The 12,468-nt window shown below is 53.6% G+C and carries 11 protein-coding genes and 1 pseudogene; 8 read left to right on the top strand and 4 right to left on the bottom strand.

Features of this window, described 5'->3' with window-relative positions; all coding sequences use genetic code 11:
- The first annotated feature begins 9 nt into the window (after positions 1–9).
- From J5M71_RS05610 to J5M71_RS05590, 5 genes and pseudogenes are all read left to right on the top strand, one after another.
- The gene (locus J5M71_RS05610) at positions 10–489 is read left to right on the top strand and encodes a fimbrial protein (protein WP_207830667.1); all 480 of its coding nucleotides are present in this window, start codon (positions 10–12) and stop codon (positions 487–489) included.
- Positions 486–989, top strand: a complete 504-nt coding sequence (locus tag J5M71_RS05605) for a fimbrial protein (RefSeq protein ID WP_207830665.1) — start codon at positions 486–488, stop codon at positions 987–989. The genes J5M71_RS05610 and J5M71_RS05605 overlap by 4 nt, the downstream gene beginning before the upstream one ends.
- A gap of 8 nt (positions 990–997) precedes the next feature.
- On the top strand, positions 998–1,531 hold the full coding sequence (locus J5M71_RS05600; protein ID WP_207830662.1) for a fimbrial protein: 534 nt from the start codon (positions 998–1,000) through the stop codon (positions 1,529–1,531).
- A 1,371-nt stretch (positions 1,532–2,902) separates the two neighbouring features.
- Positions 2,903–3,130 carry a hypothetical protein gene (locus J5M71_RS05595; RefSeq protein WP_186688025.1) on the top strand — a complete coding sequence of 76 codons (228 nt, stop codon included), beginning with the start codon at positions 2,903–2,905 and terminating at the stop codon, positions 3,128–3,130.
- Between the two features lie 131 nt (positions 3,131–3,261).
- Positions 3,262–3,387, top strand: a pseudogene (locus J5M71_RS05590) (IS256 family transposase); the annotation flags it as partial.
- Between the two features lie 704 nt (positions 3,388–4,091).
- Here J5M71_RS05590 and J5M71_RS29645 read toward each other — a convergent pair.
- Entirely contained in the window at positions 4,092–5,000 is a 909-nt protein-coding gene (locus tag J5M71_RS29645) for a site-specific integrase (protein ID WP_207830660.1), read from the bottom strand.
- A 173-nt stretch (positions 5,001–5,173) separates the two neighbouring features.
- Between J5M71_RS29645 and J5M71_RS05580 the strand changes: the two genes are divergently transcribed.
- A complete protein-coding gene (locus J5M71_RS05580) occupies positions 5,174–6,151 on the top strand; it encodes a DNA-binding protein (RefSeq protein ID WP_207830658.1) in 978 nt (325 codons plus the stop codon).
- Between the two features lie 329 nt (positions 6,152–6,480).
- Positions 6,481–6,840: a hypothetical protein gene (locus J5M71_RS05575; protein ID WP_207830655.1), complete on the top strand. Its 360-nt coding sequence runs from the start codon at positions 6,481–6,483 to the stop codon at positions 6,838–6,840.
- 209 nt (positions 6,841–7,049) lie between these two features.
- Here J5M71_RS05575 and J5M71_RS05570 read toward each other — a convergent pair whose 3' ends face one another.
- The 3 genes from J5M71_RS05570 to J5M71_RS05560 form a co-directional block, all read right to left on the bottom strand.
- Entirely contained in the window at positions 7,050–7,208 is a 159-nt protein-coding gene (locus J5M71_RS05570) for a hypothetical protein (protein WP_207830652.1), read from the bottom strand.
- 136 nt (positions 7,209–7,344) lie between these two features.
- Positions 7,345–7,533 carry an antitoxin Xre/MbcA/ParS toxin-binding domain-containing protein gene (locus J5M71_RS05565; RefSeq protein WP_207830649.1) on the bottom strand — a complete coding sequence of 63 codons (189 nt, stop codon included), beginning with the start codon at positions 7,531–7,533 and terminating at the stop codon, positions 7,345–7,347.
- 1,226 nt (positions 7,534–8,759) lie between these two features.
- A complete protein-coding gene (locus J5M71_RS05560; protein ID WP_207830647.1) occupies positions 8,760–9,686 on the bottom strand; it encodes a hypothetical protein in 927 nt (308 codons plus the stop codon).
- A 1,203-nt stretch (positions 9,687–10,889) separates the two neighbouring features.
- Between J5M71_RS05560 and J5M71_RS05555 the strand changes: the two genes are divergently transcribed.
- Positions 10,890–12,468: transposase (locus tag J5M71_RS05555; RefSeq protein ID WP_207830645.1), on the top strand; the 1,579-nt coding region annotated here is incomplete at its 3' end.

Below are 12,468 nucleotides of genomic sequence, written 5' to 3'. Positions count from 1 at the left end.
GGTCCCATCATGACTGTCGCACGTCTCGCGCTGCTTGCCCTGCTGCTTGACTGCGGGCCTTTGGCCCAGGCCGCTGAGCAACTGCTGACAATCAAAGGTGTCATCTATGCGGCGATTCCCTGCGTGATCAACAAAAACGCGCCCATCAGCGCCCCGTTCAATGATGTTCAGATTGCCGGTATCGATGGCCAATACAAGACCATCTCCATTGACTACTCGCTCGATTGCAGCCGCTCGGCCACCAATGAACTGCGGATGCAAGTGCGGGGATACCCGGCCTTCGACCCCACGACGCTTGAGATACCCGGATACGACAACATCGGTATCGCATTGAAGAAGGACGGCGAACGGTGGGCGCTCAACAGCTGGTCCAACTTCGATACGCGTAAACAACCCGTGCTGCAAGCCGTGCTGGTCAAGCGCGATGCCAGCGAAATCAAAGCCGGCGCGTTCAAGGCCAGCGCAACCCTGGTGGTGGACTATCGATGAGCCTCCTACATCGCACTTTGGCAATACTGTCGATCGCTGCCCTGCCCTTGTCGTGCGTCGGGGCAGGCAATCTTGAGTTCAGCGGGACGCTGTTGGCGCCGTCTGGTTGTACCGTCAGTGACAAAGGCGGGCGTATCGACGTACGTTTCACGCAAAACATCGCCGTCAACCGCATCGATGGCGAGCGCTATCGCCAGGCGATCCCCTACCAGATCGAGTGTCCGGGGGTCACCGATTACAACATCACCTGGCACATGCGCCTGACCCTCAAGGGGACACCCGCATCTTTCGACACCACCGCGCTGCAAACCTCGGAAAACGATCTGGGCATCAGAGTCCTGCTTGGCGGTACCGCATTGGCGCCCAACGAGCCACGAGAGATCGATGTCCGTGCATCGACACCGCCCGTGCTGGAAGCCGTACCGGTAAAGCTCGCTGGCGCTGCATTGCCCAGCACCGAATTTACTGCCTCGGCGCTCTTGATGGCTGAGCTCTACTAGGAGGATCCATGGGCAAGTGGGCCATTACCCTGGGCGTCTGGGCTGCTACCAGCCTCTGCTTGTCGGCGACCCAGGCTGCAGAAGACAACCTGTACTTTTCCGGCACCTTAGTAAATGAGCCTTGTGCGCTCGCCGAAAGGGATAAATTGATCGAAATGAACTTCGAGAGCGTGATCGACAAGGACCTTTACCTGAACGGCAGGACCAAGGGACGCCCCATCGAGTTACACCTGCTGAACTGCGACCTGGACGTCGGCAAGCGCATGGTCAACATCACCTTCAGCGGCAACGAGAGCAGCGAACCACCCGGGTTTCTTGTGCTGCGGAGCACAACCGTTCAAGGCTTGCTGGTGGGGCTGGAGACAACGCAAGGCGTAGCGCTGCCGTTGAACAAGACCCACCGCATCGGCGTGCTGAGCAGTGGCGACAACCTGCTCAGCTTCAACGCTTACCTGCAAGGCGATCCCAAGGTACTGGCCAACCGCACACTCGGCCAAGGCGACTTCGAGGCGTCCCTGACCTTTGCTTTGAGTTACGAGTGATCATCATGGAGAAATTTTATGTAACAGCGTTGCGCTGCCCCCTAGCAGCGATGCTGCTGGGAAGTATGTCGGCCCACGCACGCGTTATCGTCATTCAAACGACAAAGACTTAGTACGTCCTTGGAGGCGTACGTTACCATTTCGAGTTGACTAGCTGGGGAAGCTAAAGCCTCCCCCTGCACGTCGCAGCGATCCTGGAACTTATTATATGCTGCGTTGATTTTAACACATTAATGACCATTCAGTAGGAGATTACGCCGACTGGGACGTTTCCGCTCGCCCTAACTCTAACATGGGAGACATGTTGAAGGATTTGGAAACCAAGGGATTTCGGGTTCCGCTCAGTTGATCAATTTTTGTATATTTAAATATCGGCCTTGTAGTTTTTTTATCGGTTTGTAGCTCAAATGAGAGAGGAAGGCTCAGTTGCTCCTGCCTACCCCTTCGGATGAGGCCTGTACAGCAAGGTTACAGTTAATGACAAGGACCTCACGGCAAACATAGATATGCCAATCACACAGCGACAGCTCACGCCGTTAACCGTTACCTCGACACTGGTTAAGCGCGGGGACGTTTTGCCAGGTCAGTTCATTGGGTCAACAGTGCTAGATTTTCCATTGTAGGCTTCTGTACAAATTTTTATTGCATCCTTATGAGTGGTCGCCGCCAGCCCTCGAAAACCATCGAAAACTTCTTACACGCAAAATGCAAGATATATTTTATCATTATCAACCATAAGTTCGCGCAAAATTAAATTAAGGAGCATTTGGAGCGATGGAAGTACTTGTTCGCCTTATATGGCTTTGGTCTGTTTTCGTTATTTCTTATTCTGCGGTCGCGGTAGAGATAGAATCTACCGGAAGCAGGAACGAAGAAAATGGAGTTCGTTATTTCTTTACCGTTACCCAGTGGGAAGGGGGGGGCGATAACTTTTGCCGGGACCTTTCAGCGCGCACCTGTGATTTAACCATAGCAGGAGTTTTGGGCCAAGGCTATCACGCGTCAAGCAGCTATTATTGGTACAACTTGCGACCTAATAGTACTATGACGGATCTTCGTACTAGCATGTCCAATAGCATAGCCGTAGGGTCGACGGTTTTCACAATACCCTTTAGAGGCTCGATTTTTGTGCCGGGCCCCCGCCGTAGTATATGTATTAGCTTTTTGCAACAGTTTAATTATGGCGGCGGCACCAAAACTCGGTTTGATCCCGTTGGCCCTTGTAGGTCGACTATGGAGCCGCCGGCGAAGTGTGACATCAATGGCTCTCCAACTATTAATCATGGCTCGGTTTCTGACAATATCGACACCCTTAACCTTAGTTCAGCGCAAACGACTCTACAATTGACATGTACTGGGAAAGGAACCGTAATGGCTAGCGCAAGCAAAGAAAGCCCAACAGGCATCAAACTACGAGCCGATGGTAGTCTGTATTCCAAGATCACAATTGAAGGTAAACCTGCCGCAGCTGGTGTTCGCATAAATGTGGAGAGCGGTTTGGCTACTCCCATCACCATCAAGTCACAGCTGTATAGCAATGGTGCTGTTAAGCCAGGTGCTTTTTCTGGGTCTACTGTGCTGACAATCGCTCCCCCTTGATCGGCGAGCTGGCTGTCAGCGCTGCAGGACATAGCTTGATCGTGTCCCGGTAAGTGGTGTAACTGAACCAGCCGAAGGCGCCTTGCGGGCGAAAGAGGATGGTCATCGTGGTTCTTGGCTAACGTTGAGGGCTGGTAGGCGCGATGCTGCTGGAGCAGAACGACGAGTGGTGCCTGCAAAGACGTTACATGCAGTTGGAGGCCTTCGAAGCGGTCAGCGATAATCCACAAGCCAAGCTGTCAGCTGTGATCAACTAAACGGCGAACTCAATGGCAAGAGCCATGATGAGTTACACCACTTCCTGGGACACGATCCATAGCTTCGTGCAAGGATTCGCCCGAGGGTCGGTCAATCGCAGAAAACAGTGACCTGCCTGAGGTAGTTGCATGTCACCTGCAGAATGACATTCTGATGAGAGTTGCTGCGGTCGAATGTCCTTGTCAGCCTATCACCGCCCTCCCCCTTACACCGTGCAGGCCAAAGAGTGACGCGCGTCCGCTCGTACCTCGCTGCCTCGACATTTTCGTCCAGGCCAAACCGCAAATCTAACCGGATGATATAACCCTCCGGCATGGGCCTATCGAACACATGCGCCCAAATAGCGGTGGTGCGATGCTCAATCGCGGAGGAAAGCCAATTCAGGTACACCTGCCAAACGGCAGGGAGTGAGACAGCCAGAATGGTCAACCTGAGCTTGTTCAAATGCCTGCGCCAAATCCCACCCACGGTGATGGCTGCGTTTTGCCTGGCGTTGAAATGGTGTGTTTCGGCTGCTTTGCCACTCTTCGCTGTTGATGCATTCCCGGGACAGGATCAGAGCATACCTTACCAACCGCCGTGGCTAGGAAGAGGGTAATCGTAACTTCGCAATTACCGGGAATTGGCGAAAGCCGCCTCACTGTAAACATCCTCCCTTGAACAGTTGCAGCTTGGTACCCGGCGGTGAGACCTACGCCTAGGGTCAGCGGGCCCACTCCCCAAACGGCGCATCGCCTTCGATATACCGCGCAGCCGTCTGCACATCGCGCCATCCGACATAGTCCATCAAGGCTTTGCTGCTCCATTGATTTTCACTCGCCCAAGTGGCGAAGCCGCGTCGCAGCGAGTGGGCCGAATACCCCTCGGGGTCGACGCCGCTGCGCAGAAAAACCTGGCGCAGTAAACGCGAGAGGCTGTTGGCATTAAGCGTCTGCTTCCCAATATGGCCCCAGCGGTCGATGGAACGAAACAGCGCCCCCTCGTTGAGCCCACTCTCCTCCAACCACACCTCATAGGCCGCGACGGGGCACAAGCGCTTGAGGGCCGGCACCTTGACCACGCGGCCGCGGTTGCTGCGGTCGGACTTACTACTCGGCAAGAACACCTCCAGCCCCTGCGCTGCGCGCCACTGGATGTGCTCGATGCGCAACCGGCTCAATTCATCGCTGCGAAATGCCCGCCAGAAGCCGAGCAGGATCAGCGCTTGATCACGGGCTGCACGCATCCTCACCACTGGCAGCGGATCCGCAAGCTCCTCAGCTAATTGGGCGATGCAGGTTTCCAGCTCCTTTAACGCCAAGGCCTCGGCCTGCTTCACCGGCTGCGGATGCAACGCCTGGATCCCCTTAAGCGTATCGCGCACCCGATAGGATTTGGTGGGGTCAGTAAAGCCCAATTGCTGATGCCAGCGCGCCAAGGCGGCCAGATTCACACGCAGGGTACGGGTCGTGATTTGGTCGCCGTAATGCGTGAGGTAGCGCACGACACTTTCGCTGGACGCCGGCAGCAAGCCACCCCACTCCGTCTCGAAGTGCGCGATGGCCTGGGCGTAGCGCCGCTCGGTACTGGCTCGACGCGCCGCGCGGAGATAACGATCGGGCGAAGTGTCCACCACCGCCTCCGTCTGTACCCCCGCAAGCGGCAAATAACCGCTAAACACACTATCACGTGCGAGAAACTTGGCTTCTCAAACGTCAGTCTGTCCGATTATTGGTACCGGATCAGGCGCCTGTACACGTGTACTTCCATAATGATTGAACAGTACGAAAAAGTGGGAGCAGAACCATGGCCCGCGCTGGTATCAACAAAGCCCTCGTGCAGCGAGCACGGGATGCCCTCCTCGCCCGTGGTCTGTCACCCAGCATTGAGGCCGTGCGAGCAGAGCTAGGTCACACGGGTTCAAAGACCACCATCCTTCGCTACCTGCGTGAACTGGACGTAGCAGAACCCCATCCGCCACAGGTGAATCTGTCGGAAGAATTACAGGCGCTGCTGCAGAGTCTAGCTGAGCGTTTGGCCAACGAAGCGCAGGCCACGGTCGCCGCCGATCGCGCCCGCCTGGAACGGCAACAAGCGGCCTATCAGCAGCAGCGTGCGGTGGAGGCGGCGCGGTTCGAGCAATTGCAGGTGGCACATACCGCAGAGATGGAGGCCCACCGACAGTTGCGTCTACGTGAAGTGCAGCTGACGGGCCAACTGCAACTGTCCGAAGGCGAGCGACGGCGTCTTGAGGAGGCTTGCCGGCAACAGCTCCAACTGCTCGAGGAGCGGGCGACGACGATTCACTCGCTCGAGTCAAAACACCAGCAGGCGCGTGAATCCCTGGAGCACTTTCGCCAGCAGCATAAGTTACAACGCCAGGAAGAACTGCAACGGCATGATCAGCAGTTGAGTCAGTTACAAGCCGAGGTGCGGGGATTACGTGAACAACTCGCTGTCCGCCAGGAAGAACTGACTCAACTCTACCGAGATCTGGAACGTTCGACCGGCGCACAGGGCTTCCAGCAGCAACAGCTCCGTCAGCTCGAGCGTGAGTTGAACGCCGCGCAGCAGCACTTGGCGGCCGAGAAGCTGCTCATCAACCAGGCGCATCAGCAGGAAGAAATAATGGCGAGCGAGATCACCTTGCTACGCGAGAAGTCCAGGTCTTACCTCTTGGCCCACCGACATGACCAGCGCCTCCTACGGGCGCAGGCGCAACAACTGGCACGCCTGCAAGGCTTGGTCGAGCTGGGGTCATCCGACAGTCCAATTCCTCAATGACGGATCGAGCCTGGCGCGGAGTCTTCCCACCTCACGCGAGCGTCGCTGTGTGCCTCAGCGCATGCGGGCAGGAAAGTTAAGAAAAAATGCAGCAAAACTCCAAAACTGAAGATTTTCATGGGCCGCTTAAGAAAAATCTGACGCCCGAGTCTTTCTGAACAGAAAATTCCCGGATAGCCTCATAACACTCGAGCACTAGGCTAGCCTGCCACAGCGACCTGCCGGTCCCTACTCACGACCCTGGTCCGCCCGCACAGGCCGGATGTGAGCTTACTCACCACATCATAAAATTGGGTGGTAGGCGGCCACTGATCACCGGACGGAGATCCATGTCTATGCGCCCTACCCTTTCCCGTGAAACGGCCATGCTGGAGAAGGGCAAAGCACGCCTCCTGAGAAGCGGTGATTTCTTGACTGTCGATACGTTTGCAGTGCTGGCTCAGCTGAGCACGGAGCAATCCAGAGCTGAACTCAAGGAGTGGAAACGCGCGGGCAACATCTTCTCGCTGGCTCATGAGGACAAGGAATACTTTCCCCTCTATGCCTTTGACCCCGCTTCCAACTTCCGCCCATTTTCGTCATTGGCGGCCATCATCACGGCGCTTGGTTCCAACAAGCCAGACTGGGCTGTGGCGCTCTGGTTCGGCTCATCCAATAGCTACCTGGGGGGCAGATGCCGAAGGATGTGATGGTGGACGACCCGGCGCGGGTACTGGATGCCGCCCGAAGTGAGACGTACGGGGCGCTACAGGGTTGATGGGTTGCCACACCATTTGCCTAGGCTTGGCCAAAGTCGTAGACATACCAAATCACAATACGTTACCACCGTAAGCGAGGTCAAAAGCTGACACAACAGGCTCAGCACTGGACCCGGGAAAGTACTTTTTCGCAGGTAGACCTAACCTGCCAGACGCCCTACAGGCTCCCAACTCCGGTCTTTGGAGGCCGCAATTTCGAGAAAGCGACTTTGGTTGCTGCGCTTGGCCAGTGCTTGGCGTGCTTCTGCTTGAAAACGGGCGGTCATCAGAGGCTTGGGATCGTGTTTGATTTGCTTCATGGGCCCCCCGCGTATCATGACATTTCGGTGGATAGTATTACGCTCAGCGACCCTGCCCAAGCGCTTCGCCGTCTCGTACTCGAATGGGGCAGCATCGGGGCAGGCAGCAACCTGCTACCTAGAGTATACGTGGCGATCAATAGACACCGTAATCGAGCCGTACCAGGAAATCCACAACCTCCATGTACTCCTGATCAGTTTCCAAGAGCATGCACGGCAGACGCCGGCCAAGTCCAATCGCCTGCTTGGTGAGCCATGCTTCAGCCAGCTCAGAGTTGCCCAACACTTGCTCAGCTGCCATCAAAATTTGTTCGCGGCGTCTCATGAAGCAGCGGTGCTTTAGGCTCCAACACCTGTCAGGAAACGGCGAGCCGAGTATGAGGATTCTAAATACAGTCATGCTGCATAACGCCCGAGTGGTAAACCCGAACTGCATCGGGGAAATCTGATTTGCGATGGTGATGTCTCATAGGGGCTGCCGGTCCTTTTTCCCCGTAACGGTATTCATGAGGAGAGAATCGTCCCGAGCCAAATAGCAAATGAGCGGTGCACGATTCCACGAACGCAATAGCCTCGCTTTGCACGTTGCGTTCGTAACGGGCGCGATAGGCCAGAGGCACGGTAGCGCGATTGTTTAAGCAAAGGCTGACTAGCTCCGATAACAGATAGCCACGGACGTCGTATCGCATATCCGCCGCTTTGAGCACAGTTGCATAACAAAAGTGGTAAACGAGCGTTGCATCACCGGAGCTCTGGGGCAAATTTTGATCGCTAATCTCTAAATTCCTATAACGCCATTGAACAGCTAACGCAGTGACGACACAACTTCCTAATCTGGGATGCCAGCGGCCAAGGCTTCAAGGTAACGTCTCAAGGTATCCACGGCCTGCTGGGCTAGCGGTTGGCTCTCGGTATCCGTCCGGCCAACACACCTTCGGCGGAGGCGTCAGGAAGTGTTGGCCGGACGGATACCTTGACTATCGTGAAATCTCGATAAATCTACTGTCCACATTTCATGGAATGTGGACAGTTGGCATTCAGGAGTCCGCAACTGTCAATGGGTATGATCCAGGCCAAGCCCATCTGAGGAGTGGCGAGTCCAGGTACCGATTTGCTGACGTCTCTCAGTTTGTTGATGATCCTGAGCAGTGTCCCCTGGCGGCCATGCAATTGCTCAGCCTGCTCTTCAGACACGCTGTCTCGTACCATGGGCACGAGGCCTGCCTTATACCGCGGCTGTCAGATAGCCCCCACCGGACACCAACAGGCTGCCAACCGGTAGCATTGTCAATCTGTCAACCATGCAAGAACATCGACAAAAAAATGTGCAAAAAACTTTGACGTACCGTCCAAGATACAGCTCTGAAACCCCCGGATTTGTTGAGGTAGACAGTTTAAAAAATCTGAAAAAAAATGTGCACATTCGCGTCACCGTCACCAGGATTTACTCGCCCGGTCCGATCAAGCTGCAGAGTTTTAGCCTTTCAACTTCCCCATCAGGGTACGCTGAGCTGCTCCCACGCCGTGATGATCAACAAGCCGGTGAAGGCCCTAATCCCAAGCGTCCTGATCACTGTTTGCCCAACCTTGGAAAGCCTTAGGGTGACAAGCCAGATTTGCAAAATTGAAAACTGTGCCCCCGGCAGTTCGCATATTCAGGCTTGCCAGCCGCCGACAACGCGGCCATACCGCTTGCATCTGGTCATTGACATTTTGACTGAAGGCAGTACGACAGACGTTATCAGTGAGCAGTTCGAATAGCAGTGCGGAAGGACTAATCGCAGTCTTTGGATGTCGAGCACGTACCTTTTGTTTTAAAGCACGCGCCTGTTTGAGTCGGAACTTGAATGCTTGCAAACTAGCAGGCCAACCGTGCACTGGCGCCAAACGCCCCGACGTCAAATGGGTGGAGATAATCTCATAAAACAACCGAGCTGTCCCGGTTAGCTCAGGCTCTGTGCACATCAACAGGAACGACAAAGTGAAGTTACGTCTTAACCAAACCCGCGCTTCATAATAGCGCTTCGAACGGCTGGCGAGGACGGCCAACTGAACACAAAGCGCTATCCAGGAGCTTCCTTTAATCAACCGTTGGTACCGCCTGAGCGTCAACCGGGACAGGGGTAAATCGTTCAGCCTCAAATCATCGGCAAAACGATCAGGCCCCCCAGTACGTCTTTCTAACCAAGCGAGGATTGACCACAACGGGTTAGTCAGCACCAGCAGCAATCCGGTGAAGGGTCGCTGTCGCATCAGTGCCACGCGTAACGCCGGTCCTATCAGCACCCCTTTCAGATATCGACGCCATTTGTGCGTGGACTCTTCGGGCCGGGGGCCCCGAAAAACCTCGGCTTCAAACGCTTCACCCCATCGCTCCAACGCACCCGGCGACCTAGCACATTGGGCAGCAATAACGACGTGATTAACAAAAGTAATCGCGTGGATACGCTTGGCAAGCCTGCGCAGACGGCAACTCATAGGGGCTCTCCACCTGTTCTGTATTTTTTACATCATGCCTTTCCATAGTGTAGGAGCCCCGATAAAAATCCGTATGAACAAGTCAACCATACGTGGACTGACAAAAGTTTCCGCATTAGAGAGGCCCCAAACACGCGAAATAGAGCTGTTCGACTTAATGCGCTTTTTAGGAATCGATACACTTTTTTGAATATTTATTGAAGCGCATACTTAAATGCACTGCAGGGCATGCCATAGCTATGGGTAATCCATCCCGGAGGAGCTGCCGTGACAAAACAGTTGAAGCAGGCTGCTCCCCTCGAGCGGCTACTCAACCATCTGGGAAGACAAGCCAAGTGGCTCCGACGTCTACGGCGCATGGCATTACTTCGTTTGAGGTGGAAAGCTACAGATACTCTGCAGAGGGCTTGCCCGCGCCCTCCGAGCAACAACATTTCACGCTCTCAAATTTCTGATTTGCGGACGAGATGGCTTAGCTATCCAGCCGTAGTGCAAGGGCTGTCGCTCCAGCACGGTTCTACCGAGATTGCACTGACTTTTCTACGGGAAAGCGAGCGATGAATAGCCCCGCGAAGTGCATCTTGGATTCGGCTACTTTCACGCCTAAAAAGCCGCTCTACAAAGGCCGTCACCATATGAGTGTGACGATGTTTCCATCCAGGAAAAATGCTTGTCGATACATGTGTGGCACCACCGCAGAAGCTCAGTTCTGTGTACACCTGGAGTATCTGCTAAATGTCAGCTCTTATACGGTCAGGCCAGGCACCATTGAAATCGCCACGCGAAATTTCAAATTTGATCCAGACATCGTGGTAACGCTCTGCGATGGTAGGACTGTATATTTTCAAGTCGACTCCTACCCTGCGCACGCCGATACTCCGCAAACGCGAAGAATTGACCAATGCAAAGAGCGTCTAAGCAGTGCAGGATTAATTTACGAATATACGGCCCCTGAATTGTTTGGCTCACCGGCCATCACTTTAAACTTAGAGGTGCTATATCATTACAGCCATTCAGGGTCTATTGAACAATCACGCGAATCGGCTGCTAGCCTTAGAAAAAATTTCGCTGGCCAGGCAACCATTCAGTCACTTATTGACTACGGCCACTCTCAAGCTGATGTGACACTAGCCCTTTTCAACCATCAGATACAGTGCAACCTCAATTCGCCTTTGAGGCCATACTCGTCGATATGGACTGATAATGAAAATCCCACTGGAAATTAAGACTGGCGAACACTACTTATATTGTGGCCAGCCCTATCAAGTGATAGAGATTTCTGGCGATCGCGTGCAACTTAGATCTTTACATAGCGCAAGTGATGTTCGATACCTACGGTTACCGAATCTGCGCGCATCTCATCAGAAAGGAAACCTCAGAAAAATCCAGGATGCCCCACTAAATTCTGAGCGAAACCGTGTTATATCCTCGTTGCCGCCCGGCAAATTGAACGGATTAAAACGCAAATTACATTATTTGAACGCGCTATTGGAAAACCGAGGCGGATCGTTGCCCAGCGGCACCAGCTATACCGAGTGGGTATCGTCTATAAAAGAAGAACTCCAAGATCCTACTCCGCCAAGCCGCACCACACTCTATGAGTGGAAGTGCAAGTATTTACTGGCGGGACAAAATTGTTTGGCCCTAGTAGACGTGCGAACCAGCATCCGGCTCTCGCCCCTTGAACGATTACCAGTGCAGATTCAGGAGAAAATCCGGCACTATGTGGAAAAACATTACAAGACCACAACGCCTTACTCACAAGTGGCGCTATTCACGGAAATCAGGGATGCTATTGAAGACTTAAACTCTCACCTGCCTAAACTGGAAGCATATCGCATACCTTCCAACTCCACTTTGTATCGCATACTTCTTAGCTGGGACAAATATGAAATTGATCATGCTCAACTAGGCCGAGACAAAGCCAATAAACTGCATTATTGGGGACGTGCATTTTTTCGTCAGCGTCGTCTTCTGGAATATGTGGAAGCCGACACACAGCAACTTCATATTTTTGTTGTCGACAAATACGGAGAAGTTATTGGTCGCCCCTACTTAACAATATTTATTGAAGTTAAAACGCGCTGGGTAATTGGCTGGGATATATCCTTCAACCCACCGTCCATCGATACAACGCTCAAAGCATTGAGAAATTCCATTCACGAAGACAACCCACGTGGTGGACTCGCGATGTGTTACCGCACTGACAATGGAGCGGAGAACATTGCCGAAGATCTTAAGATAAAACTGTACTGGCAAGGAGCTAAACTATTGTTGTGCCCGCCTAAAACACCTAACCGCAAGCCCTTCGCCGAGTCACTTTTCAAAGTTTGGAGCATCCAGATCGTTCATCACTTGATGGGCACAACTCTTTCAAACGCTGAGGCACTGGGTGACTATAACCCGGAAAAGGAAGCAGGTCTTACAATCGAACACATCAGGGAAGGGTTTGCCAGGTGGCTGAACGAAGATTACGGAGTTCACCCCCATAGCGGCATTGGCGGTATCTCACCTCTAGCTGCCTGGGATGAAGCTATTAAGATGGAATTCACCCCGCGGAAATATTCGGAGAAGGATCTTCGAATGCTGTTCTGGCATTGCGAAACTGTCACTCCTTACGCCAATGGCCGCGTACGCTATAAATATCTATTCTGGACGGGTAGTGCAGTGCAATATCTGAAGCATCGCCAGCCACATTCAGACTACTTATTACTCTACTACGACCGTTCGGACCTAGGTAGAGCATGGCTAGTACATCCTGCCTACAAAGACGCCCCGATAG

It is taken from the genome of Pseudomonas sp. 43(2021) (assembly GCF_017490805.1).
Taxonomy (GTDB): Bacteria; Pseudomonadota; Gammaproteobacteria; order Pseudomonadales; family Pseudomonadaceae; genus Aquipseudomonas.
The sequence above is the reverse complement of the archived record's forward strand: the minus strand, read 5'-3'. Positions and strand labels throughout refer to the sequence as shown.

What these genes read in the sequence shown, in the direction of transcription:
- J5M71_RS05600 (WP_207830662.1), top strand. Translation starts at nt 998, where the DNA reads ATGGGCAAGTGGGCCATTACCCTGGGCGTCTGGGCTGCTACCAGCCTC.
- J5M71_RS05610 (WP_207830667.1), top strand. Translation starts at nt 10, where the DNA reads ATGACTGTCGCACGTCTCGCGCTGCTTGCCCTGCTGCTTGACTGCGGG.
- J5M71_RS05570 (WP_207830652.1), bottom strand. Translation starts at nt 7,208, where the DNA reads ATGAAGCAAATCAAACACGATCCCAAGCCTCTGATGACCGCCCGTTTT.
- J5M71_RS05575 (WP_207830655.1), top strand. Translation starts at nt 6,481, where the DNA reads ATGTCTATGCGCCCTACCCTTTCCCGTGAAACGGCCATGCTGGAGAAG.
- J5M71_RS05560 (WP_207830647.1), bottom strand. Translation starts at nt 9,686, where the DNA reads ATGAGTTGCCGTCTGCGCAGGCTTGCCAAGCGTATCCACGCGATTACT.
- J5M71_RS05580 (WP_207830658.1), top strand. Translation starts at nt 5,174, where the DNA reads ATGGCCCGCGCTGGTATCAACAAAGCCCTCGTGCAGCGAGCACGGGAT.
- J5M71_RS05605 (WP_207830665.1), top strand. Translation starts at nt 486, where the DNA reads ATGAGCCTCCTACATCGCACTTTGGCAATACTGTCGATCGCTGCCCTG.
- J5M71_RS05595 (WP_186688025.1), top strand. Translation starts at nt 2,903, where the DNA reads ATGGCTAGCGCAAGCAAAGAAAGCCCAACAGGCATCAAACTACGAGCC.
- J5M71_RS05565 (WP_207830649.1), bottom strand. Translation starts at nt 7,533, where the DNA reads ATGAGACGCCGCGAACAAATTTTGATGGCAGCTGAGCAAGTGTTGGGC.